This is a genomic window from Acinetobacter sp. AOR43_HL (assembly GCF_027854635.1).
GTDB classification, from domain to species: Bacteria; Pseudomonadota; Gammaproteobacteria; order Pseudomonadales; family Moraxellaceae; genus Acinetobacter; species Acinetobacter pittii.
The window spans coordinates 26,240-52,678 of record NZ_JAKTHX010000018.1 but is presented as its reverse complement, the minus strand read 5'-3'; the positions used below and the strand labels follow the sequence as shown (position 1 = coordinate 52,678).

Here is a 26,439-nt window from a genome sequence, read left to right as displayed (position 1 = left end):
AGCGGAGCATAGCATGGCTGTAATTTGGAAACATGACAGCTCAGTCATACCATTTGGTAGATATGCTAGTCAGGAATCACTAAGATTTGATGAGCAGCACTTTCAACTTCTTTAACAACAAGTCCTAACTCATCAAAGCGTCTCATAACTTCTTCAATAAACCCTTCATCGGCTATACGGCGTTCTTTGCGTAGTGTTGAAATAAATTGCTCAAAATCACCTGTCACTTGTTGCAGTTTTGGAGTACCTACATAGCGGGTAGCGCCATAAAGACGATGTAAAACATGCTCAAGTTGAGGGAAGTCTTCAAGCTCGATGAGCTGCTGCATTTCGTCTAGCTCAGTTGGGAAACTATCAACTAACATTTTAAGTAAATCTTGGGCAAGATCTTCTTTATTTGCTGCAAGCTGCAAACTTTGTTGCCAGTTTAGAATTTCTGGGTCTAATGCTTCTGCAACGACATGATGGTCTTTATCTAGAGCTTTTGATGTAAAGTTGTTTTTGGTCCATTGCGTTAAAATTTGGATAATTTGTTCCATTTGAATTGGTTTGGTGACATAGTCATTCATGCCTACTTTGAGGAGTTTTTGCTTTTCATCAGCAAGGGCATGCGCTGTTAATGCAATAATTGGAAGCTGCATTTCATCATCTAAAGTCGACTCTAATGAGCGAATAGCGCGAGTTGTATCAATACCTGACATAACAGGCATTTGAATATCCATAAATACCAAATCAAAGGGTTTAAGCTTCTGGTCAATTCGCTCTTGAATCAGATTAAGCGCTTCTTGACCACTGAGAGCTTTAGTTGTTCTAACGTTGAGCTCGCCTAGCAAGGCTTCTAAAACAATTAAGTTAGGTAAGTGGTCATCGACTGCCAGAATGTGTAAACCTTGACCATTAAAATCTTGTTGCTCCTCTTCAAAAATAGGCTGATCATTTAATAATTGAATGAGTCCGCTTCGACTTAATGGTTGATATAAAGGGCGAGCACGATATTCATTGAGCATATTTGGCTCAAGTGTCATTTGATAGCCATAGACTGCCAAATTGCCTTGATAACGACTACGGATTTCTTTTAATAACGCTTCAGTATCGCCGCTGTGATCAACAATGAGCCATGTATTATCTTTTTGATCAAGATGTTTTAAACGACTAAATAAGTCCAGAATCGATTGTGTCTCGATATGAGGAACATGATAGTTCTCAAGGTAATAACGTAAAACACTTGCTGTAGCAGGGTGGGCAAGATAAGACACCACTTGTAAATGTTCAAAGTGCGGGTGTTCAATCTCGTAATCTTCATCTACCACAAATTGTGCTGTAAACCAGAAGGTCGAGCCTTTTTCTGTTGGAGCGCGTTCTTGGTTATCCTCAAAGCCAATTTGGCCATGCATGAGATGGACAAGCTGTTTAGAGATCGCAAGGCCTAAACCTGTACCGCCAAATTGACGTGTAACGGATGCATCACCTTGCGAGAATGATTCAAATAATTTTTTACGATCTGTGCCGCTTAAACCAATACCACTGTCTTGAACACTAAAATGAAGTAGGCATTGTCCGATATCATCATGTTCCATACGAACACGAACAATAATTTCGCCATCTGGAGTGAACTTAATCGCATTTGAAATCAAATTAGTTAGAATTTGTTTAAAGCGTAAAGCATCACCAATCACTTGTTGTGGAATATTGTCCGCATAATAAAAAGCCATTGCGATATGCTTTTGAGCAGCCAGTGGAGACAGCATATCCATGACATCAAAGACAGCTTCTTCTAAATCAAACGGTGCTGTTTCAAGCTCTAACTTACCGGCATCAATTTTTGAGAAATCTAATACATCATTAATTAATGCTAATAAATGGGCAGATGATTTGCGAATAGTTTGCAGATAAAGGTTTTGTTCGTTATTTAGATTTTGCTGACGAAGTAATAAATGAATAAAGCCATCAATACTGTTTAGAGGTGTTCGAAGTTCATGACTAATATTGGCAAGGAAAACTGATTTTGCTTGGTTCGATGAAATCGCTTGGTCACGTGCTTGACGATAAGTGATGTTTTGAACTTCTAAGGTATCTAACGTTCTACGTAAGTCTTCTTCGGTTTGTTCGGTGTGTTCTTTTAACTCTAAAAAGCTAAAGTGTAATCGTTTAACAACGTTTGCAATATCTCGCTGTAATAAGCGTAATTCACCTGTACTGTTAATGACCATATGCTGGTCCAACGTGTCTGCATTTAAACGTTGCAACTGCATGCGAATTTCGTACATCGGTGCAATCCAGCGACGCGAGTAAAAATTCAAGCAAAGTAAAAGTAACAATAAGGTCATTAAGCCAGTAATGACGAGGGCAATCAAAATACGGTAACGTGCCAATTCTAGTGGCTGATTATCCATTTCAATGACGAGCCAGACAGGTGCTTTTCCGGGTGTGTCGCTAATCCGCTGTCCATAAATATTGTTGTGGTTATAAGATATTGGACCAAAAAAATTACTACTTTGCGTAAAGTTTGGCCAGTAGCGATTGTCGCGATAACCGATACTTAAATAGGTCTGGCCATTACTATCAATTAAAGCAGCACGTTTTAGATTTTTTTCACTAAACATGCTTTGCATGATGTGCTGGGCGTGATCATATTCATCGGGCTCTAGTTCAACAAGCTTATATAAATCGATCGCGATTTGATTGTAGCGAGCTAAAATTGCTGAGGCATGATGTAGCTGTTGTTGTTTTACTGAATGTGAGGTTTCAGTTAAAACCAGAAAAGCACCAACACACGTTAAAATCATGATGGGCACAAAAATAAGAGCAATTAATTGTCCATATGCATGATTCAGACGTAAGCGTTTCGATAAGGTTTTATTGAAATTAGACATGGCTACATCAGATTTATCTCTCTGTAGGGCATCTTATCACGCTTTATTTTAAAACAGACGGCATTTTATAAATGACCGAGCTTTAATCGCTTTCATGAAAAAGCATATTGAAATGGGTGCAGTACCGAGCATTTTTTCATACAATAGGCCCACCTCGATATAGGTGTTGATCATGAGTAATACACAACCTGATTTTTTAGCTGACGAATTTTTGTTAGATCACTATGTGGGTAAGACGCCTCTAGTTCGTTTGCAGCGATTAGCTTCTCATACGCAAGCGATAGTTTTAGCAAAATTGGAAGGTAATAATCCGGCAGGTTCTGTAAAAGACCGTCCTGCATATAACATGATTATGCAGGCAGAAAAACGTGGTCAAATTAAACCGGGTGATACATTAATTGAAGCAACCAGCGGTAATACAGGTATTGCGTTGGCTATGGTTGCGGCAATGCGCGGCTATAAAATGAAACTTATTATGCCGAACAATATGAGCCAAGAGCGTAAAGACGCAATGTTGGCTTATGGCGCAGAGCTGATTGAAGTGACACCACAGCAAGGAATGGAAGGTGCACGTGATTTAGCCTTACAAATGGAAAAAGAGGGTAAGGGGCACGTTTTAAATCAGTTTGGTAATCCTGATAATGTTGAAGCTCATTATTTAACAACTGGCCCTGAAATTTGGAAACAAACAGGTGGGAAAATTACCCATTTTGTAAGCTCAATGGGCACAACCGGTACCATTATGGGGGTTTCTAAATATTTAAAAGAACAAAACCCAGATATTCAAATTGTTGGTTTACAGCCTGCAGACGGATCAAGTATTGCCGGTATTCGCCGTTGGCCAAAAGAATACTTGCCTACTATTTTTGATAGTAGCCGTGTGGATCGTATTATTGATATTCCACAAATTGAAGCTGAAAAAACTATGCGTAAATTAGCTCGTATGGAAGGTGTTAGTGCTGGTACATCTTCAGGCGGTGCAGTTTGGGCATCAATCAAAATTGCAGAAGAAAATCCGGATGCTGTTATTGTTTGCATTATCTGTGACCGTGGCGATCGCTACTTGTCTACAGGTCTGTTTTCAGTACAGGACGATAACTCATAATTGAGAGAAATAATGCGTTTCCCTACCTTAGTTTTTGATATTGAAACTTTAACTGATTTAAAAGCGGGTGCGCATTTATATCATCTTGATTTACCTGAGGCCGATGTAGAGCAAGCATTGACGAAAATCCGTCGCCAAGAATCTGGTATGGACTTTCAGCGTTTGCCTTTACATGAAATTGTTTGTATTTCTGGCTTATGGATCGATGAGTCTGGTTTTCGATTATTTTCTTTTAGTCGAGAACAATATTCTGAAGCAGAAATTTTACAGAAATTTTTATCTATTTTTGATAAGCGCCATCCGACTCTAGTAAGTTGGAATGGTTCGCAATTTGATTTACCAGTTATCCTATTTCGCGCTATGTATCATGGGCTATCTGCCCCCGGTCTGTTTGATCAAGGCGAGATTGATAGCCAGAAGCGTTTTAATAATTACCAAAACCGTTATCACCATCGCCATATAGACTTAATGGACGTTATGGCAATGTTTAATGGCCGTAATTTTCAAAAGCTTGACGATATTGCCTGTATTTTAGGTTTGCCGGGTAAGCGTGGTGAGTCGGGTTATCATGTGCCTGAATATGTTCGTAATCAACAGTGGTTAAAATTAACGAGCTATTGTGAAGGAGATGTGCTCAATACGTGGTTTATTTATTTGCGTTGGTTAGTACTAAAAGGCCAATTAAATGCAGATGAACATAACCACTGGATTAGTTTGAGTATTGAATATTTACAGACCATGCCACAGCAGGCTGATTTTCTTGAAGTATGGGAACGCACTTCAAAACATACTGAATTTACTTCTCACTATTTTAATTCTTCAGATTTTTAGGTTCATTCTTTGAAACAACAAGCCAAATCTCGCAACCTTCAACAACCAGAATATATTTTTCAGGTTGAAACACTTTCTCATGAGGGGCGGGGAATTGCGCATTATGGTTCTCATCCAGATCATCCGGCAGATAAGCATGGCAAAAAAGTTTTTATTCGTTATGCATTACCGGGAGAAACTGTAAAAGCTCGGATTACCCATCAAGCGAAGCGTCTTGAAGAAGCTGAAATGTTGCAGTTGTTAGGAGAACCGTCATCACATCGTATCGAGGCAATTTGTCCTCATTATGGTATCTGTGGTGGATGTAGCATGCAGCATATTCACCCTGATGAACAAATCCGTTTAAAACAAAGTGTACTTCAGTCACATTTACAGCATTTTGCAGGTATTCAGCCTGAACAGTGGCTAGAACCGATTCGATCTTTACAAGGCGATTATCGTCGTCGTGCTCGAATCGGTGTGCGCTATTTGCCAAAACCAGATCGCTTAATTATGGGTTTTCGCGAACATCATAGTAATCGTCTAACTTCGATTCATAGCTGTAGTGTTTTGGATAAAAACTTATCAAATAGTCTGCCTGAGTTACGCACTTTACTCCAAAGTCTAAAAGGCAAAGCACATATTGGTCATGTAGAATTAGCAAAAGGTGATCATGAAGTTTCTTTATTGGTTCGTCATGTAGAAAAATTAAACAATTCTGATGTCAACCAATTAAAGCAATTTGCGTTACACAAAGGGTGGCAATTGTATTTGCAACCTAAAGGTCCGGAAAGTATTCATCGTATTGATGATGAACAAGGTGCTTTACGTTTACATTATGCCTTGGAGAGGTTTAATGTAAATTTTGCTTTTTCGCCATTGGATTTTACTCAGGTCAATGCCACAGTAAATCAACAGATGGTTCAATTGGCATGTGAATTGCTTCAGTTGCAACCAGGTGAAAAGGTACTTGATCTATTTTGCGGTTTGGGCAATTTCTCACTCCCGTTAGCACGATGTGTTGGTGAGAGTGGTCAGGTTGTCGGTGTTGAAGGGAGTGAAGAAATGGTGCAGCGAGCAACAGCTAATGCGAAATGCAATAGTTTGGTGCAAGCAACCTTCTTTTCACAAGATTTAACAAAAGATTTTTCGCATCATTCTTGGGCAAATCAAGGATTTGATGCATTATTGATTGATCCTCCTCGTGCTGGTGCATATGAAATTATGCAGTATGTATCAAATTTTGGAGCAAAAAGAATCGTTTATGTATCATGTAATCCAGCTACACTGGCAAGGGATGCGGGTGTTTTGGTCCAATATGGTTACCAGTTAAAAAAAGCAGCAGTGATGGACATGTTTACGCATACCGAACATGTTGAATCCATTGCACTATTTGAAAAAATTCAAGAGATAAACGATTAAAAACATGAGTTACATATTGAGGAGAATGGTATGGTCACAGTACGTGAACAGTTACCTGAACAACTAACCGAGTTGTCAGAGGAAACGACTGTAGAGCATGCCGCCGAAACGCAAATCGGTTTAGCCTCATGGTTGGATCGGGTGCGTGAAATATTAGATGGGGCGGAGCTTGAACAACTTGAAAAAGTCGCTCATTTAACCCTGCAAAAAGAGTTAGATTCAACGGTTAATCATCGTTCCAATACTTTTGCTACAGGCGTTGGAATGGCCGATATTCTGGCACATCTTCACGTAGATGAAGATACTTTATCAGCAGCAATGCTTTATCGTAGTGTGCGTGAAGGCATTACCGATATAGAAGAAGTAAAACAGAAATTCGGAGAGCAAGTTTACAACCTTGTCAAAGGTACTTTGGCAATGGGTAAACTCTCAGAACTTATTGAAAAAAATAAACGGTTAGAAGATCACTTTAATAATAATCAACGAGAACATCTAAGCGGCATTTATAAAATGCTGATTTCGGTGACCGAAGATGTTCGTGTTGTTTTAATTAAACTTGCTGAACGTACTTATTCTTTGCGAGAGCTTGCAAACTCCTCTCGTGAACGCCAAGAACGTGTAGCGCGTGAAATTCTTACTATTTATTCGCCGTTGGCACATCGACTTGGTATTGCTCAGCTTAAATGGGAGCTCGAAGATCTAGCATTTCGCTATTTGGCTCCAGATCGCTATAAAGAGATTGCTTCATTACTCAACGAAAAGCGTTTAGAGCGTGAGCATTATATTCAGTTCGTCATTGACCGTTTGAAAAATGAGTTAGCGTCTTACGGCATTGAAGCTGAAATTACAGGGCGTGCAAAACACATTTATTCGATTTATCGAAAAATGAAGAGCAAAAACCTGAGCTTCGACCAACTTTATGACATTCGTGCTTTGCGTGTGTTGGTCAATAGTGTGCCGGAGTGCTACCACTCTTTAGGTATCGTACATCAAATCTGGCGTCATATTCCGCATCAGTTTGATGACTATATTACAAACCCGAAAGCCAATGGTTACCGTTCTTTGCATACGGCTGTAATTGCTGAAAACAAATCTCTTGAAGTGCAAATTCGTACTCACGAGATGCATGATGAAGCAGAGTTAGGCGTATGTTCACACTTTAACTATAAAGAAGGTTCAAAGAATACCGACCATTCTTTTAATCATCGTTTGCATTCATTACGTGCCGTTTTAGAACATTATCAAGAGCGTAATGAAACGACGGTACATCAAAACGAAGATGAAACAGAAGGCTTTGAACAGTTACAAGACTTTGAAGGCTTTGAGAAGATTTATGTTTTCAGTCGTGATGGTGATATTAAAGAATTGCCGCGTGGCTCAACAGTTTTAGATTTTGCCTATCATGTGCATACAGAAGTAGGGAATAAGTGTTATGCGGCGCGGGTCAACCAGCGTTATGTGCCACTTACCTATACTTTAAAAACGGGTGAACAGGTTGAAATTTTAACTAAAAAAGATCGTGAACCAAACCGTGATTGGTTGGTGAACTCTTTGGGTTATATCAAAACCTCTCGTGCACGTGACAAGTTGCGTCATTGGTTTAGACAGCAAGACCGTAGTAAGAATCTTGAAGTAGGCCGAGAACTGCTTAATAAAGAGTTGGCTCGTCTTGCGATTCACCCAAAAAGTATCGACCTAAACGATTATTCATCACATTTTAATGTGAAGACCGGCGACGACATTTTGGTGAATTTGGTCAGTGGCGATATTAGCTTACATGCCCTGATTAATCAGGTGAACCGCCAAATGCATCTAGATCAGGATGAGCCTGAACTAGTACTTAAACCAACATTAAATCCACGTGCCAGCCATACGCTATCAGCACATGGCATTTTAATTGATGGTTTAGATAATGTAGAGCTGCACATTGCTCAGTGCTGTCAGCCGGTGCATGGTGAATCAATCGCTGGATATATTACTTTGAACCGTGGTGTCAGCATCCATAAAGTCATTTGTTCTGACTATCAGCGTATGATTAAGCAAGAGCCAGAGCGTGCTGTTGAAGCTGATTGGGAAATGCAGCCAACACGTGGTCAAAGCGTTCAGATTGTGGTGGAAGCTTATGATCGTCGTGGTCTGCTTAAAGACTTAACTCAAGTGATTTTCTCTGACCAAATCAATATTCGTCAGGTTAATACAATTTCTGAGGCAGATGGTATTGCCAATATGAAGTTGCTCATTGAGGTTAAAGGTTTAGCACAGCTTTCTCGCTTATTGGCACGCTTAGAGCAGCAACCTGGAATTATTAGTGCGCGACGCATGATTCAAGGCGTTTAATAAATTGAGTAAAAAGGCTGTCAAATGACAGCCTTTTTATTGCAAATTACTTTCTAGATAAATAAATATTGGTTAGTCGATTTAGAAATTGTGGGCTCAACGTTGATAGTTGATAAAGTAGTTTGGTTTTTATACCCACTGGAGTGTGAGTAGGCGTCCAAAAATGAGCCTTTTTCTCTACAAGCGTAAGCACCTGCTGAGCAATATCATTGGGGGTTAAATCTATCCCCATATTTTGAATTGTGCCTGCATCCATATTGTTAACCATTGCAGTTTGCACAAATAGCGGCATCACATCTAAAACACGAATACCATATTTTTTCCATTCCACATCTAAACCTTCAGTAATTCCGCGAACTGCAAATTTACTAGCAGAATAAGAAATCAAATCAGCTTGACCATAAATTGCAGAAGCTGAAGAGAGGTTGATAACACGTGCAAAAGACGCTTGCTTTAAATAGGGTAGAGCAGCGTGACAGCCATTGATTACACCGTTTACATTAATATTTATTGTTCTTTGGTGAGCTTTAATATCAGTCGTTTCAAACGCGCCAGAATATAAAATACCTGCATTATTTACCAAAATATTAAGTTCACCAGCCCATTCGGTAAATTCTTTTAATATGTGTTGCCACTGGCTGTAATCACTTACATCTAGATAGCCGGCACGGGCATTTGGCCCTAAGTCATTTGCTAGTTCCTGAGCAAGCGATTCATTAATATCATAAATGCCTACCTTATATCCTTGTTTGTAGAATACGCGTGCAATTTCAGCCCCAATACCTTGAGCGGCACCACTAATCAGAATACTGTATCTCATCTTTTTTCTCTTTGTCAGTACAATAGTGCGACTGATTTAATCGCTTTGATTTTGATCATAACAAATTAAAATCTTAGATTGACTGACCGACTTTTTAAACTTGAGGGTTACCATGGATAAATTGCTTAAAATCATGCAAGAGTTACGTGAAAAATGTCCGTGGGATCAACAACAAACCCCAATGTCACTGACTAAATATGCGATTGAAGAGGCGTATGAAGTCGAGGCGGCCATCCGTCAAGGTGATATTAATGAAATTAGAAATGAACTAGGCGATTTGTTATTGCAAGTTGTGTTTCAATCACAAATGTTTAGTGAGCAAGGCGCTTTTAACTTTCAAGATGTTGTTGAGGCAATAAGTGAAAAGTTAATACGCCGTCATCCCCATGTTTTTCAGGCAGATCAATTTAATACTTTAACACCAGAACAAGTAAGTGAGCTTTGGAAACAAATTAAGCAACAAGAAAAACAAGGCAAGCCGCAATCAAGATTAGATGAAATAAAGCATGGGCCAGCATTGTTACAGGCACAAGAAATTCAAACAAATGTAGCTAAGGTTGGGTTTGATTTCGAAACGGTAGAAGATGCTTATGAAAAACTAGAAGAAGAGTTGGATGAGTTTAAGCAGGCCCTAAAAAATCAAAATATTGATGAAATTCAAGACGAATTTGGAGATTGCCTGTTTTCATTAGTCAATGTTGGACGTAAACTTGCGATTTCAAGTGAAACATCACTTTTATCGACAATACATAAATTTAGAAGCCGTTTTGCTTTTATTGAAGATCAAGCGCAAAAACAGCAAAGAACATTAGAGGACATGACCCTGTCTGAAATGGATGAATTGTGGAATCAGGCAAAGCGGCAGTTAAAGTTAGGGGAAAAAACACATGCAGCTCAGCATGAATCTTTGGAAGAATAAGCACAACATTTTCATTGTTTTATTTTGGAGCCTGATTTCTTCAAACTTTGTTCAGGCTCAATCTTTTGATCAAAATTTTCAGGAGTGGAAGGCGAAACAGCAGATGTATGATCAGAAGTTGAGCATACAACACGCTTCTCATTCTAGTGTTCCAAAAAGCTCAGCCATGACTGACTCTTCGGGACAAGTTCATTTGAATCAAGCCAATATTGATGAGCTCCAAAAGCTAAAAGGTATTGGTGAGAAAAAGGCTCAGGCAATTGTGGAATACCGTCAAAAGAATGGTGGCTTTAAAAATATTGATGAATTTAAAAACGTAAAGGGCATTGGTCCAGCCATTTTTGAAAAGAATAAAACGCGTTTGACTTTATAAATCATCTGTCTGTCAATTATCATTTCATGCGCAAACTACAGAGAATCAAATTGCCCTTTGTGTGCGTTAGAGCTATGATTAGCGACAACTTGTTATTTACGTCCTGACGTAGGAGACAGCGTCTTTTGCAAACCTTGCGAGCGTCAAAATGTGGTTTGTCCACAGCCCAACTTCCTTCTTCGATTTTAGATGTGATCGATAGCCTGACTAAAGCTGGCTATGAAGCTTATATTGTTGGGGGTGGTGTCCGTGATTTAATGCTAGGGCTTAATCCTAAAGATTTCGATGCAGTCACTAATGCAACACCTTCCCAGATTAAAGAAGTTTTTGGCCGACGTTGTCGAATCATTGGCCGTCGATTTGAATTAGCACATGTCTATTCAGGGCGTGAGCTTATTGAAGTTGCAACTTTCCGTGCTCCTCCAAAAAAAGCAGTCACTAGTGCTTCGGGCATGATTTTACGTGACAATAACTGGGGAACAATCGAACAAGACTTTGCTCGCCGTGACTTTTCAATCAATACGCTATATTACCAACCGCGTAAGAGTATTGTGCTTGATTTCTGCAAAGCAATTGACGATGTAAAAAATAAAACTCTACGTTTATTAGGTGATCCGGCACAGCGCTTCGAAGAAGACCCTGTGCGTATGCTGCGGACTTTACGTTTTGCAGCGAAGTTAAATTTTAAAATTGATTCAGATATTCTCGATATATTTGATGCAGAGATGACGCAACTATTGCGTGATGTTTCTCCGCATCGTTTATATGATGAATCTCAGAAGCTCTTTACAATGGGACATTTGGCGCGTGTTTTGCCAATGTTGATTGAGTTTGGTGTTTGGAAACAACTCTTTGCCGATATTCAGCCTAACCTCACTCCATTTATTTTAAGAGCAGCAAAGAATACAGATCAGCGTATTCAAGTGGGTAAAACAATCAACCCTGCATTTTTCTATGCAGTCTTATTGTGGCAACCATTTTTAGAGCGTTGTGAATTTTATTTATCTAAAGGTGTGGTACCAGCTGAAGCGCGTGCACAAGCTGGTTTAGATGTCTTAAAACGTCAGGCAACACGCACTGTGATTCCTCGTTTTGCAGAAACTTTTATTCGTGAAGTTTGGGAAATGCAGACCCGTTTGCTTAATCCGAAACCACAGCAAATTGAAGCATTGGCTGGACATGCGCGTTTCCGTGCTGGTTTTGACTTCTTGTTACTTCGTGAAAAGTCAGGTGATGACACGACACAGGGAATGGGAAGCTGGTGGGAAGCCTACCAAGAAATGTCGAATGACGAAAAAGAAGCTGCAATTAGCCAGTACAATCGTCAGAAAGCTAGAAACCGTCGTAAAGCCGTTGCTGAACCTGTTGAAAACAATAAAGTTGAGACGGAAATCGAACCTTTGGTTGATATTCCTGAACCACGCAGCCGTCGTGGGAAAAAAGAACGTGCTCGACAAGAACAATCGATGGGTCGTTTCGTTGAAAAAGCCTCTGCTTCAGAAGCTGGGGTGATGAGCGACCATCCGATTTTGAAGCGTAAGCGAGTACAACGCGATTTAAGCCAAGTTATTTTTGGGCCAACGCAATGACAACGAAGACCTATATTGGTTTAGGAAGTAATTTGGGTGATTCGCGCCAAATCTTATCTGAAGCCATTGCTAAGCTTAAAACTTTAGGTGGAGTGAAAGTTTCTAAACTTTATCAAAGTCCACCTATGGGGCCTCAAGATCAACCAAATTATTTAAATGCAGTTGCAGAGCTAAATACAGATCTCATGCCTTTAGATTTGTTAGACCAGTTACAACGATTTGAGCAAGAAGCTGGTCGTGTACGCGTTCGTCGTTGGGGAGAGCGTACCTTAGATCTGGATTTGCTTATATATGGTGATGAAAAAATTCAAAATGAGCGCTTAACTGTGCCACACATTGGAATTCTAGAGCGAGATTTCGTTGTAATTCCTTTATTAGATTTAGACGCTGATTTACATATTAATGATCAGCCACTTAAAAATTTAGAACTCATACAGCAGCCCACGCTGACTGTACTTGCTGATGAGTCTTGGGCTTAAAACCTGACTTATTACGTTCTGCAAACTCCTGTAGAGGATACCATCATGATTAGTCTAAGTGACTTAAGAAAATTTAAAGCCGAAGGACGTAAGTTCTCTTGTCTAACTTGTTACGATGCGAGTATGGCAAAAGCAATGGAACTTGCTGAAATTGATACAATCTTAATTGGTGATTCTCTTGGAATGGCAATTCAAGGTCGTGACTCAACTTTACCTGTAACTGTTGAGGACATGGCTTATCATACGGCGGCGGTGCGTCGCGGTAACCAGCATGCTTTGATTATGACTGACTTACCATTTATGAGTTATGCCACCTTAAATGATGCTTTGCAAAATGCAAGAACAGTTATGCAAGCTGGTGCTCAGATGATCAAAATCGAAGGCGGCGCTTGGCTAAGTGAAACTGTACAAGTGTTAACACGTAATGGTGTACCTGTATGTGTACATTTAGGTTTAACTCCTCAATCTGTACACGTATTTGGTGGTTACAAATTACAAGCTAAAACACGTGAAGCAGCTGATCAACTTATTGCTGACTGTACGGCAGTGGTTGAAGCGGGTGCGGCAGTTCTATTGCTTGAATGTGTTCCTGCTCAGTTAGGACAGGAAATTGCCGAACTATTTCCAAATACACCTGTGATTGGTATTGGTGCGGGTTATGCGACTGATGGTCAGGTACTTGTGGTACAGGACATGTTGGGTTTAACTTTTGGTCGAGTTGCGCGTTTTGTCCGTAACTTTATGAAAGAACAATCTGGTGAAACAGCAATCCTAGATGCTTTTAAAGCTTTTCATGCTGCTGTGCAGGACCAGTCATTTCCAGCCAAAGAACATACTTTCCACGTTGAGCTGTAATTCATGAAAACAGAAACCACCATACAAGGTCTTGCAGCTTCTTTAAATCCTGCTAGAGCTGCGCGTAAAATTATTGGTTTTGTCCCAACAATGGGAAATCTACATGAAGGACATCTCACACTTGTTCGTGAAGCGAAAAAGTTATGTGATGTTGTGGTTGTTAGTATCTTCGTAAATCCAACTCAATTTGGACCGGGTGAAGATTTTGACAACTATCCTCGTACTTTAGAACAAGATAGTCGTCTATTAGCCGATGTTGGTTGTGACATTATTTTTGCACCATCAGTCGAGCAAATGTACGGTACTCAGCCGCGTTTAACCAATATAAGTGTTAGCCAAATTACTGATGCTTTATGTGGTAGTTCACGTCCTGGGCATTTTGATGGCGTAGCTTTGGTGGTCACCAAACTCTTTAATATTGTGCAACCTAACTATGCTTTCTTTGGTCAAAAAGATTACCAACAGTTAGCAGTGATTCGCCAGTTTGTACAAGATTTAAATATCCCGCTAGAAGTAATTGGTGTGCCAATTGTTCGTGCAGCAGATGGCTTAGCTCTTAGTTCAAGAAATGGTTATTTAAGTCCAGAGCAACGTCAGGTCGCTCCGGTTATTTATCAAAGTTTAAAGCAAGCTGAGCAGCAGTTACATCAAGGCAAAGATCTACAACAAGTTTTAGAAGATATCAAAACTCAGTTGACAGATAATGGGTTTGTTGTGGATTATGTCGAAGCTCGTCAGTCAAATCTGTTACCTGCTACTCAGTTTGATCGTGATATTGTGTTATTTGTCGCGGCAAAATTGGGTGCAACACGTTTGATTGATAATTTAGAAGTTGCCTTTACACCCCAATAAACAGATCAAAGGACAGCCATGCCATGAAGCGTATACTTATCGTGACAGGACAGTCTGGTTCAGGAAAATCTTCAGCTCTCCAAGTGTTAGAAGATTTGGGCTATTACTGTATTGATAATTTGCCTTTGGCATTGCTGCCCGAAATTGTTGCAAAGCTAGATCATGAAAATAACCTAGAGCAATTGGCATTAGGTGTGGATGTTCGAAGCACTCGTGCAGATATGCAAGAGTTCGATCATGTTTTTGAGCAACTACAAAAACATGGCACAGTTGATGTGATTTATCTGACTACGCAAGATCAGGATTTGATCGCACGTTTTAGTGCATCACGTCGTCCGCATCCATTAGCCAATCGTTTTAAAAGTCTGTTGCAATGTATTCATGAAGAAAAGCAGTTACTGCTCCCAATTCAGTTCCGCGCTACGGTTCATATTGATACAACAGATAAAAGTGTGCATGATTTAAAGCATATTTTACTGTCTAAATTGGGGCAGTCAGATAAGCTCATCGTGATATTGCAGTCATTTGGATATAAACATGGCATTCCTTTAGATGCTGATTATGTTTTTGATGTACGGCATTTACCAAATCCGCATTGGGATTTAGAATTGAGACGTTTTTCTGGTTTGGATGAGCCAGTAAGACTATTTTTAGAAGCAAGTCCGCAAGCAAACGAAATGTTTGATGATATTCTTCACTTCTTAAAAAAATGGCTTCCAGCATTTGCTGAAGGACATCGTCACTATATGACGATTTCTATTGGTTGTACTGGTGGTCAACATCGTTCCGTTTATATCGTAGATAGACTAAAACAAGCACTTGAGGCAGAATGGTCTGTTCAGGTCTTACACAGAGAAATGAAGCACTGGTCATGATAGACACAACTGTTGATGTAATTAATAAACTCGGTTTACATGCTCGTGCATCAGGAAAACTGATAGAGGTCACTACAAAATTTCGTTCGTCGATCCAAATTGGAAAAGGCGATCATTTAGTAGATGCAAAAAATATTATGTCTTTGCTGATGTTGGGTGCCGGTAAAGGGACCACTTTACGATTGGTCATTGATGGTACCGACGAAGAGCAGGCATTAAATGAAGTACAGGCGTTATTCGCCGCAAAATTTTATGAGGCAGATTAATCGTGGCACGTCGTCCCCAACGTTATACTGAAGAAGATTTTGGCTCTTTAGAAGGACGTGCAAGTAAAACAGAACAGAAAAAAGCAGTTCAACGTATGGCTGCTTTAGGTGAGCAATTAGCACAACTTTCTGTTAAACAGATTCAAAAACTCCCAGTTGATGAACGTTTAATTGATGCGTTAATGGAAGTACAGAACATTAGTTCTTTTGAAGCTCGTCGTCGTCAGTTTCAACGTATTGGTAAATTATTGCGTAATGAAGATGAGACCATTATTTTGTCTTATTTAACTCCGCAGCAAGGCGCAAAAAAGCAGGCTCAATTGATGCGTTGGGTTGATCGTATGATCGAACAAGGCGACCCTGCAATTAATGAATTTAGTAAAATTTATAATGCATCGGAGCGTCACACCTTGCGTCAGCATGTGTTGAGAATCAACCGTGATAAGAGTCAACAAGTGAGTGAGGCAGAGCTTGAGGCATCAAAAGGTAAATTTGTGAACTATGTGCAGCAAATTGCCTTATTGTCTGATCAAGGCTAATTGCTCTTCAATAGTAAAAAGCGACGCTGAAGGCGTCGCTTTTTTTATTTATATATTTTCAGCTCGTTCTTTTGCCCATTCGCGCAAAATGAATTTCTGTAATTTACCTGTCGATGTTTTCGGAATTTCTGTAATAACCACATCTTTAGGCACTTTAAAGCGCGCTAATTCTTTTTGGCAGTGTGCAATAATTTCTTCAGGTGTTGCTGTAGTACCCATCTTTAATTCAATAAACGCGCATGGTACTTCTTGCCAACGTGCATCGGGTTTAGCGACTACCGCAGCGGTTAATACAGCAGGGTGTTTATACAACACATCTTCTACTTCTAAAGATGAAATGTTTTCTCCACCTGAAATAATGATGTCTTTTGAACGATCAGTAATTTTTGCATAACCATCTGGGTGACAAACGGCTAAGTCTCCCGTATGGAACCATCCACCTGCAAAGGCTTCTTGAGTTGCTTTAGGGTTCTTTAAATAGCCTTTCATGACAATATTGCCACGGAACATGATTTCTCCCATGGTTTGACCATCATTAGGCACAGGTTCCATAGTCTCGGGATCTAACACACGCATGCTGTCTTGCAACGGGTAGGGTACACCTTGACGGGAATGAAGTTGGGCTTGTTCAGCAATTGATAGCTCATTCCATCCAGATTGAGAAGCGCATAGAGCAGAAGGTCCATAAGTTTCTGTTAAGCCATATACATGGTTTACGTTAATCCCCATGTTTCGCATCCCTTCAATAATGGCAACAGGGGGAGCTGCCCCAGCAACCATGACTTCAACATGGTGATCAAAGTTCGCTTGTTTTTCTTTAGGTAAGTTAAGAATCATTGAAAGAACAATAGGTGCACCACAGAAATAATCAACTTTATGGGCTGCAATCAATTGCATGACTAATTCTGGATCGACTTTGCGTAAACAAATATTGGTTCCACCACTTGCTGCTATGCTCCATGCAAAACACCAGCCATTACAATGAAAGAGGGGTAGTGTCCATAAATACACAGCACGCGGTTTCATTCCACAAGCCAAGATATTGCTTGCAGCATTAAGATAAGCCCCGCGATGATGATAGACCACACCTTTAGGATTACCTGTAGTTCCAGATGTGTAATTTAAGCTAATCGCATCCCACTCATCTTCTGGTAAATGCCAAGAGAAGTTAATGTCGCCTTGAGCGATCCATTCTTCATATTCAAAAGAACCTAAAAACTGATTTTCACCTTCATATTCTGTATCGGCTACATCAATTACAATAATGTGCTGGTTAGGAATAAGTGAGAGGGCTTCTCTTGCCAAATTCACAAATTCAGGGTCAACCAACAGCACTTTACTTTCTGCATGTTCCAACATAAAAGCGATTGTTTTCGCATCTAAACGTGTATTGAGAGTATTGAGTACCGCACCAGCCATAGGAACTGCAAAATGTGCTTCAATCATGGCTGGAATATTTGGCAATAAGACAGATACCGTATCATTTTTCTCAATTCCCAGTTGCTTGAGCTGAGATGCAAATTGACAGCAGCGCTGATAAGTTTCTTTCCATGAAATTTGACGCTTACCATGAATAATCGAAGCTTGATCTGGGTAAATATAAGCCGCACGCTCTAGGTAGCGTAGAGGTGATAACGCAACAAAGTTTGCGGGTGTGCGTGGTAACTCATCATAAGCACTAACCATGTGAAACAACTCCGTGTTCTATTTTTAATTCATTCTTTGAACATATGATTTAATATTAATCAAAGCATCTATGCTTTAGTCTTAAAGAACGATACCCTCCAGTCAAAAAATGAGCAGAAATGCTATTTTCTTCATCTTAAACCACTTGTGTTAAACATGTTTAAAAATCATCTCAATATATTTTTTAAGTCATTTATTGCTGTTTACGTGATAAGCAAAATGTATTTATGATTTTATGGACTCAAAGGTTTTCACATTGCTTGAACAAGTGTAAAATCTTTCAGGTTTTTTAACTTTGATTTACACCGTTTTTATATTTTGAGGTTCGCCTCGATCATAATCTCGCGGTGAAATGCTCCTTCGTATAGGGCATCACTCCTTAAGGATTTTTTTATGCCAATTATCACATTGCCAAATGGCGATCAAAAGAGTTTTGATCACGCTGTATCTGTTATGGAAGTTGCCCAAAGTATTGGGCCTGGTCTAGCAAAAAATACTGTTGCTGGCCGTGTAAATGATCGCTTAGTTGATGCATGTGACTTAATTACCGAAGATTCGACCTTACAAATTATCACTCCAAAAGATGAGGAAGGTCTTGAAATTATTCGCCATTCTTGTGCACACCTTGTAGGGCATGCTGTTAAACAGCTTTTCCCTGAAGCCAAGATGGTGATTGGTCCAGTCATTGAAGAAGGTTTTTACTACGACATCTGGATGCCACGTCCTTTTACATTAGATGATATGGCAGCTATCGAAGAGCGCATGAAAAAGCTCATCGATCAAGATTACGATGTCGTTAAAAAAATGACACCGCGTGATGAGGTTATTGCTGAATTTACTGCGCGTGGCGAAGAATACAAATTACGCTTGATTGCAGACATGCCTGAAGAAACACAAATGGGCTTGTACTACCATCAAGATTATTTGGATATGTGTCGTGGTCCACACGTACCGAATACTAAATTCTTAAAATCGTTCAAGCTCACTAAAATCTCTGGTGCATACTGGCGTGGTGATGCGAAGAACGAACAGCTTCAACGTATTTATGGTACAGCTTGGGCAGACAAAAAACAGCTCGCTGCATACATCAAACGTATCGAAGAAGCTGAAAAGCGTGACCATCGTAAAATTGGTAAAGCCTTAGACTTGTTCCATATGCAAGAAGAAGCACCGGGTATGGTGTTCTGGCATCCAAATGGCTGGACTATTTACCAAGTACTTGAACAATACATGCGTAAAGTTCAGCAAGACAACGGTTACCTTGAGATTAAAACACCACAAATTGTAGACTTTACATTGTGGGAAAAATCAGGTCATGCGGCGAACTATGCTGACAACATGTTTACAACTCATTCTGAGAATCGTAACTATGCCGTTAAGCCAATGAACTGCCCATGTCACGTGCAAGTGTTCAACCAAGGTTTGAAGTCTTACCGTGATCTACCGATTCGTTTAGCAGAGTTTGGTTCTTGTCATCGTAACGAACCATCAGGTTCTTTACACGGCATTATGCGTGTACGTGGCTTTACACAAGATGACGCGCACATCTTCTGTACTAAAGAACAGATCGGTCAAGAAGTTGCAGACTTTATTAAGCTGACTTTAGAAGTTTATAAAGATTTTGGCTTTGAAGAAGTGCAAATGAAACTTTCTACACGTCCAGAAAAACGTGTGGGTGACGATGCACTTTGGGATATGGCTGAAAAATCTTTAGCAGATGCTTTAGATGCAGCGGGTCTCGAATGGGAATTACAACCTGGTGAAGGCGCGTTCTACGGTCCGAAAATTGAATTCTCATTGAAAGACTGTCTCGGACGTGTATGGCAGTGTGGTACTATTCAGTGTGACTTCAACTTGCCAGAACGCTTAGATGCGTCTTATGTGACTGAAGACAATGATCGTGATCAGCCTGTGATGTTGCATCGTGCAATTCTTGGCAGTTTTGAGCGTTTTATTGGTATACTAATTGAACACTACGCTGGTTTCATGCCACCTTGGTTGTCGCCGTTACAAGCATGTGTCATGAATATTACGGACTCTCAAGCTGAAGCTTGTGAGAAAGTCGTAGCAAAACTCAAAGAAAATGGCCTTCGTGCTATTTCTGACTTGAGAAATGAAAAAATCGGATTTAAGATTCGTGAGCGTACTCTAGAGCGTATTCCTTACCTATTAGTTCTTGGTGATCGAGAAGTTGAAGAAGGTACAGTGAATGTGCGTACCCGCTCAGGAAAAAATTTAGGTACTATGTCAGTAGATGCATTCATTGACTTAGTGAAGTCTGCCGTCGCCGAACGTGGCCGGTATATTGTGGAGTAAGAAAGATTAAACAGCCTGACCGTAACCAACAACAAGGTGCAAAAAGCAACCGTCCAGCAATTAACGACGAGATCCGTGCAAAAGAAGTACGCCTCGTTGGTGCTGATGGTGAGCAAAAAGGAATTGTTTCATTAAATGAAGCACTGCGCGCTGCTGAAGAGGCAGATCTTGACCTAGTTGAGATCGTTGCAAACGCCGAGCCGCCTGTTTGTAAAATTATGGATTACAACAAGCACTTGTTTGACCTTAAGCAGAAGCAAAAAGATGCGAAGAAAAAACAGCATCAAGTGCAAGTGAAGGAAATCAAACTGCGCCCTGCAACTGATGTTGGTGATTATCAAGTTAAGCTTCGTGCTATTTTGAAATTCCTTGAAGAAGGAAACAAAGTGAAAATCACTTTACGTTTCCGTGGTCGTGAAATGGCTCACCAACAACTTGGCTTAGCTCAATTACAAAAAATTGAAGCGGATGTCGCTGAGTTTGGGGTTGTGGAACAAGCACCTAAAATGGAAGGCCGTCAAATGGGTATGTTACTTGGACCGAAAAAGAAAAAGTAATACTCAAAAAAAGCACTGCAAAAGCAGTGCTTTTTTATATCCTTATCATAATAAAAAAAGATGATTTAATTTTCTCTGTTCAGTTTTATTTAAGACAATTGCTATATCTTTTAAAAGAAATTCAATTCTTGAATTTTATGTATTTTTTAGTGTTGGAAATCTCATCGTCCCTCTTAAAACATGCTATAACGCAAGACGCAGTCATGATAACGATGAATAGGAAAATAGAATGATTGATCTATATTATTGGGGAACTCCCAATGGACATAAAATCACAATTGCCTTAGAAGAAATGGGACTGGACTACACTCTTTACCCAATCAATATTTTAGAAAATGATCAATTTCAACCAGACTTTCTGAGAATTTCTCCAAATAATAAAATTCCGGCGATTGTTGACCAAGATGGACCTCGCGGTGAGCCAATTTCAATATTTGAATCAGGCGCTATTTTGCAATATTTAGGGCGTAAAACTGGATTATTTTATCCAACTGATGAGCAAGAGCGAGTTGAAGTTGAACAATGGCTCATGTGGCAAATGGGTGGGCTAGGGCCTATGCTAGGGCAGAACCATCATTTTAACCGTTTTGCACCAGAAAAAATTCCATACGCTATAGACCGCTATGTAAATGAGACTAAGCGCTTATATGGTGTGCTGAATAAGCAGCTCATTGGCCAGAAGTTTGTTGCAGGTGAATACTCGATTGCTGATATGGCAATTTTACCTTGGATTTTGCGCTATGAATGGCAAGGTATTCAGTTAGAGGATTATCCTTATGTACAAGAATATATTGTTCGCTTGACGGCACGTCCTGCGGTACAAAAAGCACTATCAATTAAAGTCATCTAATTCTTATTGGTAGCGTAATGAATAAAGTGAAAGGTGATTTGGTCTAATTTAATATGCTAAGTTACTTTTTACTTTTTTTGAGCGCGTTTGGGGCTGCTACATTATTACCGTTACAATCAGAAGCTGTGCTCGCCACCTTATTATTAAAAAAAGAATATTCTACTTTTCTTCTAATTTCTATCGCCACTTTTGGAAATGTACTGGGCTCGTGTGTGAACTGGTGGCTTGGTTTAAAAATAGAGCATTTTAAACACAAAAAGTGGTTTCCTGTTTCTGAAAAGCGTTTAGAGCAAGCTCAAAGCTTTTATAATAAGTATGGGTTTTATTCGCTGCTGCTAAGTTGGACACCTGTGATTGGTGACCCAATTACTTTAGTTGCAGGTTTATTCAAAGAAAATTTTTGGCGCTTTTTAATTATAGTTTTGATTGCTAAAGCAGGGCGTTATATTTTTATTTATTGGGTAATTACAGACTTTATTTAAAGTAAAAGCATCCGAAGATGCTTTTATTAAAAGGATTTAACTAGTCTTCTGAGCTTTTTGTAATATCGACTTTAAATAAGTCATTGGTTTTTAGCCAACAGAAGGTGACCACTGCAAGTGTCATACAACCACCAAAAATAGTCGCTGCAATTGTTCCTAAATATTTGGCTGCTAAACCTGACTCAAATGCACCAAGCTCATTACTTGATGAAACGAACATGCCATTTACGGCAGCAACGCGACCACGCATATTTTCTGGTGGAAAAATTTGCAAAATAGTTTGTCTAACCACAACTGAAATACTGTCACAAGCACCTGTCATAGCCAACGCAAATAGTGATAACCACATGTTATTTGAGAATGCGAAAAGAATCGTGAAAACACCAAATCCTGCAACAGCAAGTAGCATGTTACGCCAGGCATGCTGAGTTGGTGGAAAGCGAGTTAGAGCAATCATAGTGACAAGCGCTCCAATAGATGGTGCCGCACGCAAATATCCCAGTCCTTCTGGACCGACTTTTAAGATATCTTCTGCGAAAATTGGTAATAATGCGATCACCCCACCAAATAAAACAGAAGCTAAATCAAGAGAAATTGCCCAAAGAACAATTTTAGTTTTCCAGATAAAACGGAAACCATCTCCTAAACTTTCTAAAACATTAGCAGTTTCAATTTTAGGAAAACTACGCTTATGCAATAGGTTAATTAAGATAAAACAAATACCAAGTAAAACTGCAACACTAAATAGACTTGTTTCTCGGCCTAAATAGGCAAGCATGAAACCACCAAGCATTGGCCCGATAATTACACCACTTTGCCAACCGATCGTCGTCCATGTTGCTCCATTTGCATACAGTTCACGAGGAATCAAAAATGGTTTTAAAGATGTTGCAGAAGGATTGTAAAAACCACGAATTGTACCTAAGCCAAAAATAACCGCATAAATACCCCAAGAAAGGAAATTTACGCTGATATGACCTAAACCATGCAGATGGAACAACGACCACAGCACTAAAGGAAGAGGAACCGAGAAAAACAAACAGATTTTCATAATAATCTGTTTATTAAATCTATCTGCAAAATAGCCACCCCAAAGAGAAAGAGCAATAAAAGGGATGGCTTCTGCGAGTCCAATTAAACCTAGAGTCAGAGGGTCTTTGGTGATTTGATAGAGTGAGTAGGCAACAATAATTTCTTGAATCAGAATTGCTAAAGTTAAGCAAAATTGATTAATCGTAACAATTGAGAAATCTCTGTAGCGTAAGGCAGCAAATGCATCATGTTTCTGCATTAGGAATATCGTATGTTGATAATTTGATCGTATTATAAATGGAAAAAAGCACAGGCGCTTTATTTATTATTGATATTGCTGACACTATGAAAGGTGAAAAAAGTCTTTCTTTGCACTCATAAAAACAGTAACTAATAGTTTTAATTTTGCTCAGGTTGCTATAAAATACGCGCTTCCTTACCTGCAGGTCGATTTTGCAATGGTGCGATCGTGCCGAACAGGTGCCCAAAAGAGGTTACTATGGCTAAGTTAAAAACTCGCCGTGGTGCAGCTAAACGCTTCAAAGCGACTGCAAACGGTTTTAAGCGCAAACAAGCATTCAAGCGCCACATTTTGACCAAAAAATCTGCTAAACGTATCCGTCAATTACGCGGCTGTGTAATGGTTCATGTTTCTGACATGAATTCAGTTCGTCGTATGTGCCCATACATCTAAGGAGATTATAAATGGCTCGTGTAAAACGTGGTGTAGTGGCTCATCGTCGTCACAAAAAAATTCTTGCTCGCGCTAAAGGTTACTATGGTGCTCGTTCACGCGTTTACCGCGTAGCGTTCCAAGCGGTAATCAAAGCTGGTCAATACGCTTACCGTGACCGCCGTCAAAAGAAACGTCAATTCCGTGCTCTATGGATTGCGCGTATCAATGCTGGTGCTCGTCAAAATGGTTTGTCTTACAGCCGTATGATCGATGGCTTGAAAAAAGCTCAAGTGATCATCGACCGTCGCGTATTAGCTGACATCGCTATGCATGATGCAGTAGCATTTGCTGCTTTAGCTGAAAAAGCTAAAGGTGCATTAGCTGCATAAGCTTAGAGATTCAAAAAAGAGGCCGCTTTTTAGCGGTCTTTTTTATTTTTAGCGGTTCTATTTTAAAAAGAGATAACAATCAGAGATAAAAGATGAAAGACGAAAAATTTCTTAATGATTTAATTCAAAAAGTACAGCAAGGTCACCAGTTCAAATATCTATATTTCTGGGGACATACTCCTAAGAAAGTTGATATTGTTGATAAAAGCTGTTTTAGCCAGTGGTTTCCTGCGCAATTTGAAATTGAGGGTGTTGAGTACTTTACTGCTGAGCACTATATGATGGTGCAAAAAGCAAAATTATTTAATGATGAAAAAATTTTTGCACAGATTTTGCAAGTTAAACATCCGAATGAAGCAAAGCAACTCGGCCGCAAAGTACGTAATTATGACGAACAGATATGGCGAGAGAACCGTTTTGATATAGTGGTGCAGGCGAATTTTGCCAAATTCTCACAGCATCCTGAGTTGAAGAAATTCTTATTAGCAACGAAAGACCGTATTTTAGTTGAAGCATCTCCAGTCGATAAAATTTGGGGAATTGGTATGGCGCAGGACCATCCACATATTCAAGATCCATCTCTATGGCAAGGACTAAATTTGTTGGGTTTTGCTTTAATGCATGTTCGAGGGCTACTTTTAACTGAGTAGGTTGGTGTGAGACCAATCAATGCTTCACTTTAAAAGTAGTGACGTGAGGGAAGTAAATTGAAATCATTAAATGACATGGATATTCGTATAGCATCACTTAAGGATGCATTATCTATTGCAGAAGTACATGTACAGGGGTGGAAAGAAACCTATACAGGTATAATTAAGCAAGAAATATTAGATGAGCTTAAAATCCTAGATAAGGAGTTATTATGGAAAGAAATAGCAAAAAGCCCTGATCACAAGTTATTTGTCTATACTGAAAATGGGGCAGTGAAAGGCTTTCTCGATGGTTATTTAAACCCAGAAAATAATATTGCTGAAATTATGGCTTTTTATCTTTTAAAAGAAGTTCAAAAGCAAGGCATGGGACGTGAGTTATTTCAAAAGTTCTACCAATACGCTTTAAATCAAGGATACAGTTTTATTCGCTTAGAAGTTTTTAATAAAAATCCAAGTCGTTTCTTCTACGAAAAAATGGGAGCTAAATTAATTGGGGAAGCCGAACTACCTGAGTTCGGCCCCGAAATAACAGAGTTATTTTATCAATGGGAACTCTAATCTTTAAAGTCCAAAATAATAAGCCAAAGCACAAATAATAATCGTTAGAATAACCAGTTTAATAACGCCTGAACCAGTACCTTTATGGGGCTGAGATTTGAGATGCTGTGGATTTTCATTTGATTGCTCAAATGGAGATGATTTAACTACAGGCACCATCTGAGCTGTCTGATAATGGTTGGCAACTTTTACAATAAGCTTGGCAAACAAATCATCAGTTTTTTGTGTAAAGTTTCTTAAATTGATGAGTTGCTCTTGGTCTAGTTCTTCTCCCAAAGGATCATTTGCAAGGCGTTTCTTTTGTTCTAAATAATCAGCTAATGCTTGAGTACGAGATAAAAGTTGATGGGCATAATCTGCGGGATAATTCTCTGGAATTAATGCAAGTTTTGGCTCTAAGCTTTTAATGTTCGTACCATCAAAAAGAGCATTTTGAAGTTCTGGTTCCTCAAAGCCTGCTGCATATTTACTACGAAATAATTCACTATCCATAAAATCAGCTATTTCTTGCCATGGCGGATTTTTTAAATCAGCTTCAATTTTTTTTGATAATTTTTCATTGAGTTCAAAACGCCAGAAAGTTTCTAAACGAAGCTCACAGGTTTGTGAGCCAGGGGCTTCAAACTCATTATCATTGTTATACCATTCGGCAAGCTCATGGCCAAAAATCCAAGCAAATTTCTTATCATTCTGATGACTCACGATAAAATGAGTATAAGGTAAGAGCTCGACATTACTGTTTGGATTTTGCTCTTCATTGAGAAGGCTTGATAAATGTAAGCTGAGCTTTGAGGTACCTTGTTTTTTTAATGCTTCTAGCCAAACTTGGAAGTGTTGGGCCAACAAATGTTGAGAAGTTAAGTCACGAAACTGAAAACTATGATGGTCGAAAATATGATGTTGTCGCCATTGGTTAAAGCTTAAATTCTGACGGAGGTATTCATTACCATATGTCACAAGCGTAAGTTGTTGTTTCCAAATCTGATTAAGCGCCATAATAGTTGATCTCATTGACGATGCTACTATCTTATACGTTTTATCTTTTTGTTGCCTAATACATTTTTCATGATGGATAAACTTCATCAATTCGATGAAAAACTGTTAGAATGCAGTGTTTTATTATATT

The 26,439-nt window shown here is 39.3% G+C and carries 26 protein-coding genes and 1 pseudogene; 22 read left to right on the top strand and 5 right to left on the bottom strand.

Annotated elements, in window-relative coordinates; translation table 11 throughout:
- Positions 1 to 65: 65 nt before the first annotated feature.
- A complete protein-coding gene (locus MKL33_RS07130) occupies positions 66 to 2,873 on the bottom strand; it encodes a GacS-like sensor histidine kinase (protein ID WP_270906720.1) in 2,808 nt (935 codons plus the stop codon).
- A 172-nt stretch (positions 2,874 to 3,045) separates the two neighbouring features.
- On the opposite strand from MKL33_RS07130, the gene cysM reads away from it, so the two are divergent.
- From cysM to MKL33_RS07110, 4 genes are read left to right on the top strand one after another with little or no spacing between them, the layout of a single operon-like run.
- Positions 3,046 to 3,978 (top strand): cysteine synthase CysM, encoded by a 933-nt coding sequence (gene cysM, locus MKL33_RS07125; protein ID WP_002117176.1) that lies wholly within the window; start codon positions 3,046 to 3,048, stop codon positions 3,976 to 3,978.
- A gap of 12 nt (positions 3,979 to 3,990) precedes the next feature.
- Positions 3,991 to 4,809 carry a 3'-5' exonuclease gene (locus tag MKL33_RS07120; protein WP_270906719.1) on the top strand — a complete coding sequence of 273 codons (819 nt, stop codon included), beginning with the start codon at positions 3,991 to 3,993 and terminating at the stop codon, positions 4,807 to 4,809.
- A 9-nt stretch (positions 4,810 to 4,818) separates the two neighbouring features.
- Positions 4,819 to 6,210, top strand: coding sequence for a 23S rRNA (uracil(1939)-C(5))-methyltransferase RlmD (gene rlmD / locus MKL33_RS07115; protein ID WP_270906718.1), 1,392 nt, complete (start codon positions 4,819 to 4,821; stop codon positions 6,208 to 6,210).
- A 30-nt stretch (positions 6,211 to 6,240) separates the two neighbouring features.
- Complete coding sequence (locus MKL33_RS07110) at positions 6,241 to 8,547, top strand: RelA/SpoT family protein (RefSeq protein WP_002117181.1); 2,307 nt, start codon at positions 6,241 to 6,243, stop codon at positions 8,545 to 8,547.
- A gap of 46 nt (positions 8,548 to 8,593) precedes the next feature.
- On the opposite strand, the gene MKL33_RS07105 is transcribed toward MKL33_RS07110, so the two are convergent.
- Complete coding sequence (locus tag MKL33_RS07105) at positions 8,594 to 9,367, bottom strand: SDR family oxidoreductase (RefSeq protein ID WP_017399923.1); 774 nt, start codon at positions 9,365 to 9,367, stop codon at positions 8,594 to 8,596.
- A 112-nt stretch (positions 9,368 to 9,479) separates the two neighbouring features.
- Between MKL33_RS07105 and mazG the strand changes: the two genes are divergently transcribed.
- The 9 genes from mazG to yjgA all read left to right on the top strand — a co-directional run bounded on the left by mazG (position 9,480) and on the right by yjgA (position 16,114).
- Complete coding sequence (gene mazG / locus MKL33_RS07100) at positions 9,480 to 10,286, top strand: nucleoside triphosphate pyrophosphohydrolase (RefSeq protein ID WP_075383316.1); 807 nt, start codon at positions 9,480 to 9,482, stop codon at positions 10,284 to 10,286.
- Positions 10,255 to 10,659: a ComEA family DNA-binding protein gene (locus MKL33_RS07095; RefSeq protein ID WP_060465331.1), complete on the top strand. Its 405-nt coding sequence runs from the start codon at positions 10,255 to 10,257 to the stop codon at positions 10,657 to 10,659. The genes mazG and MKL33_RS07095 overlap by 32 nt, the downstream gene beginning before the upstream one ends.
- A gap of 125 nt (positions 10,660 to 10,784) precedes the next feature.
- Complete coding sequence (pcnB, locus tag MKL33_RS07090; protein WP_002117192.1) at positions 10,785 to 12,248, top strand: polynucleotide adenylyltransferase PcnB; 1,464 nt, start codon at positions 10,785 to 10,787, stop codon at positions 12,246 to 12,248.
- Positions 12,245 to 12,727 carry a 2-amino-4-hydroxy-6-hydroxymethyldihydropteridine diphosphokinase gene (gene folK / locus MKL33_RS07085; RefSeq protein ID WP_002117282.1) on the top strand — a complete coding sequence of 161 codons (483 nt, stop codon included), beginning with the start codon at positions 12,245 to 12,247 and terminating at the stop codon, positions 12,725 to 12,727. The genes pcnB and folK overlap by 4 nt, the downstream gene beginning before the upstream one ends.
- A gap of 45 nt (positions 12,728 to 12,772) precedes the next feature.
- The gene (gene panB, locus MKL33_RS07080) at positions 12,773 to 13,582 is read left to right on the top strand and encodes a 3-methyl-2-oxobutanoate hydroxymethyltransferase (RefSeq protein WP_270906717.1); all 810 of its coding nucleotides are present in this window, start codon (positions 12,773 to 12,775) and stop codon (positions 13,580 to 13,582) included.
- A 3-nt stretch (positions 13,583 to 13,585) separates the two neighbouring features.
- On the top strand, positions 13,586 to 14,434 hold the full coding sequence (gene panC / locus MKL33_RS07075) for a pantoate--beta-alanine ligase (RefSeq protein ID WP_032057513.1): 849 nt from the start codon (positions 13,586 to 13,588) through the stop codon (positions 14,432 to 14,434).
- Positions 14,435 to 14,457: 23 nt separating this feature from the next.
- Complete coding sequence (rapZ, locus tag MKL33_RS07070; RefSeq protein WP_002117179.1) at positions 14,458 to 15,309, top strand: RNase adapter RapZ; 852 nt, start codon at positions 14,458 to 14,460, stop codon at positions 15,307 to 15,309.
- Positions 15,306 to 15,575, top strand: a complete 270-nt coding sequence (locus MKL33_RS07065; protein ID WP_000567533.1) for an HPr family phosphocarrier protein — start codon at positions 15,306 to 15,308, stop codon at positions 15,573 to 15,575. The genes rapZ and MKL33_RS07065 overlap by 4 nt, the downstream gene beginning before the upstream one ends.
- A 2-nt stretch (positions 15,576 to 15,577) precedes the next feature.
- Positions 15,578 to 16,114: a ribosome biogenesis factor YjgA gene (gene yjgA / locus MKL33_RS07060; RefSeq protein ID WP_161282889.1), complete on the top strand. Its 537-nt coding sequence runs from the start codon at positions 15,578 to 15,580 to the stop codon at positions 16,112 to 16,114.
- A 48-nt stretch (positions 16,115 to 16,162) separates the two neighbouring features.
- Here yjgA and MKL33_RS07055 read toward each other — a convergent pair whose 3' ends face one another.
- The gene (locus tag MKL33_RS07055) at positions 16,163 to 17,800 is read right to left on the bottom strand and encodes an acyl-CoA synthetase (protein ID WP_014208402.1); all 1,638 of its coding nucleotides are present in this window, start codon (positions 17,798 to 17,800) and stop codon (positions 16,163 to 16,165) included.
- A gap of 393 nt (positions 17,801 to 18,193) precedes the next feature.
- Between MKL33_RS07055 and thrS the strand changes: the two genes are divergently transcribed.
- From thrS to MKL33_RS07035, 4 genes are all read left to right on the top strand, one after another.
- On the top strand, positions 18,194 to 20,116 hold the full coding sequence (gene thrS, locus MKL33_RS07050) for a threonine--tRNA ligase (protein WP_002117224.1): 1,923 nt from the start codon (positions 18,194 to 18,196) through the stop codon (positions 20,114 to 20,116).
- Between the two features lie 5 nt (positions 20,117 to 20,121).
- Positions 20,122 to 20,673 carry a translation initiation factor IF-3 gene (gene infC / locus MKL33_RS07045; RefSeq protein ID WP_075383312.1) on the top strand — a complete coding sequence of 184 codons (552 nt, stop codon included), beginning with the start codon at positions 20,122 to 20,124 and terminating at the stop codon, positions 20,671 to 20,673.
- Positions 20,674 to 20,902: 229 nt separating this feature from the next.
- Entirely contained in the window at positions 20,903 to 21,523 is a 621-nt protein-coding gene (locus MKL33_RS07040; protein ID WP_002117212.1) for a glutathione S-transferase N-terminal domain-containing protein, read from the top strand.
- A gap of 53 nt (positions 21,524 to 21,576) precedes the next feature.
- Entirely contained in the window at positions 21,577 to 22,005 is a 429-nt protein-coding gene (locus tag MKL33_RS07035) for a YqaA family protein (RefSeq protein ID WP_270906716.1), read from the top strand.
- Between the two features lie 40 nt (positions 22,006 to 22,045).
- Here MKL33_RS07035 and nreB read toward each other — a convergent pair whose 3' ends face one another.
- Entirely contained in the window at positions 22,046 to 23,296 is a 1,251-nt protein-coding gene (gene nreB / locus MKL33_RS07030; protein WP_032056076.1) for a nickel resistance MFS transporter NreB, read from the bottom strand.
- A 38-nt stretch (positions 23,297 to 23,334) separates the two neighbouring features.
- Here nreB and MKL33_RS07025 point away from each other — a divergent pair.
- The 5 genes and pseudogenes from MKL33_RS07025 to MKL33_RS07005 all read left to right on the top strand — a co-directional run bounded on the left by MKL33_RS07025 (position 23,335) and on the right by MKL33_RS07005 (position 25,313).
- Positions 23,335 to 23,549, top strand: a pseudogene (locus tag MKL33_RS07025) (hypothetical protein).
- Positions 23,537 to 23,731, top strand: coding sequence for a 50S ribosomal protein L35 (gene rpmI / locus MKL33_RS07020; protein WP_002054552.1), 195 nt, complete (start codon positions 23,537 to 23,539; stop codon positions 23,729 to 23,731). The pseudogene MKL33_RS07025 and the gene rpmI overlap by 13 nt, the downstream one beginning before the upstream one ends.
- An 11-nt stretch (positions 23,732 to 23,742) precedes the next feature.
- The gene (gene rplT, locus MKL33_RS07015) at positions 23,743 to 24,102 is read left to right on the top strand and encodes a 50S ribosomal protein L20 (protein ID WP_000124858.1); all 360 of its coding nucleotides are present in this window, start codon (positions 23,743 to 23,745) and stop codon (positions 24,100 to 24,102) included.
- A gap of 92 nt (positions 24,103 to 24,194) precedes the next feature.
- On the top strand, positions 24,195 to 24,752 hold the full coding sequence (locus MKL33_RS07010) for an NADAR family protein (RefSeq protein ID WP_069036423.1): 558 nt from the start codon (positions 24,195 to 24,197) through the stop codon (positions 24,750 to 24,752).
- A 57-nt stretch (positions 24,753 to 24,809) separates the two neighbouring features.
- Positions 24,810 to 25,313 (top strand): GNAT family N-acetyltransferase, encoded by a 504-nt coding sequence (locus MKL33_RS07005; protein ID WP_161282891.1) that lies wholly within the window; start codon positions 24,810 to 24,812, stop codon positions 25,311 to 25,313.
- Between the two features lie 3 nt (positions 25,314 to 25,316).
- Here the strand turns inward: MKL33_RS07005 and MKL33_RS07000 are convergent, their stop codons facing one another.
- A complete protein-coding gene (locus tag MKL33_RS07000; RefSeq protein ID WP_069036421.1) occupies positions 25,317 to 26,309 on the bottom strand; it encodes a hypothetical protein in 993 nt (330 codons plus the stop codon).
- Positions 26,310 to 26,439: the final 130 nt, after the last annotated feature.

Excerpts from the sequence above, each read along its gene's own strand:
- MKL33_RS07130 (WP_270906720.1), bottom strand. The coding sequence starts at position 2,873 with ATGTCTAATTTCAATAAAACCTTATCGAAACGCTTACGTCTGAATCAT.
- cysM (WP_002117176.1), top strand. The coding sequence starts at position 3,046 with ATGAGTAATACACAACCTGATTTTTTAGCTGACGAATTTTTGTTAGAT.
- MKL33_RS07120 (WP_270906719.1), top strand. The coding sequence starts at position 3,991 with ATGCGTTTCCCTACCTTAGTTTTTGATATTGAAACTTTAACTGATTTA.
- MKL33_RS07110 (WP_002117181.1), top strand. The coding sequence starts at position 6,241 with ATGGTCACAGTACGTGAACAGTTACCTGAACAACTAACCGAGTTGTCA.
- MKL33_RS07105 (WP_017399923.1), bottom strand. The coding sequence starts at position 9,367 with ATGAGATACAGTATTCTGATTAGTGGTGCCGCTCAAGGTATTGGGGCT.
- mazG (WP_075383316.1), top strand. The coding sequence starts at position 9,480 with ATGGATAAATTGCTTAAAATCATGCAAGAGTTACGTGAAAAATGTCCG.
- MKL33_RS07095 (WP_060465331.1), top strand. The coding sequence starts at position 10,255 with ATGCAGCTCAGCATGAATCTTTGGAAGAATAAGCACAACATTTTCATT.
- folK (WP_002117282.1), top strand. The coding sequence starts at position 12,245 with ATGACAACGAAGACCTATATTGGTTTAGGAAGTAATTTGGGTGATTCG.
- panB (WP_270906717.1), top strand. The coding sequence starts at position 12,773 with ATGATTAGTCTAAGTGACTTAAGAAAATTTAAAGCCGAAGGACGTAAG.
- panC (WP_032057513.1), top strand. The coding sequence starts at position 13,586 with ATGAAAACAGAAACCACCATACAAGGTCTTGCAGCTTCTTTAAATCCT.
- rapZ (WP_002117179.1), top strand. The coding sequence starts at position 14,458 with ATGAAGCGTATACTTATCGTGACAGGACAGTCTGGTTCAGGAAAATCT.
- MKL33_RS07065 (WP_000567533.1), top strand. The coding sequence starts at position 15,306 with ATGATAGACACAACTGTTGATGTAATTAATAAACTCGGTTTACATGCT.
- MKL33_RS07055 (WP_014208402.1), bottom strand. The coding sequence starts at position 17,800 with ATGGTTAGTGCTTATGATGAGTTACCACGCACACCCGCAAACTTTGTT.
- thrS (WP_002117224.1), top strand. The coding sequence starts at position 18,194 with ATGCCAATTATCACATTGCCAAATGGCGATCAAAAGAGTTTTGATCAC.
- MKL33_RS07040 (WP_002117212.1), top strand. The coding sequence starts at position 20,903 with ATGATTGATCTATATTATTGGGGAACTCCCAATGGACATAAAATCACA.
- MKL33_RS07035 (WP_270906716.1), top strand. The coding sequence starts at position 21,577 with ATGCTAAGTTACTTTTTACTTTTTTTGAGCGCGTTTGGGGCTGCTACA.
- nreB (WP_032056076.1), bottom strand. The coding sequence starts at position 23,296 with ATGCAGAAACATGATGCATTTGCTGCCTTACGCTACAGAGATTTCTCA.
- rpmI (WP_002054552.1), top strand. The coding sequence starts at position 23,537 with ATGGCTAAGTTAAAAACTCGCCGTGGTGCAGCTAAACGCTTCAAAGCG.
- rplT (WP_000124858.1), top strand. The coding sequence starts at position 23,743 with ATGGCTCGTGTAAAACGTGGTGTAGTGGCTCATCGTCGTCACAAAAAA.
- MKL33_RS07010 (WP_069036423.1), top strand. The coding sequence starts at position 24,195 with ATGAAAGACGAAAAATTTCTTAATGATTTAATTCAAAAAGTACAGCAA.
- MKL33_RS07000 (WP_069036421.1), bottom strand. The coding sequence starts at position 26,309 with ATGGCGCTTAATCAGATTTGGAAACAACAACTTACGCTTGTGACATAT.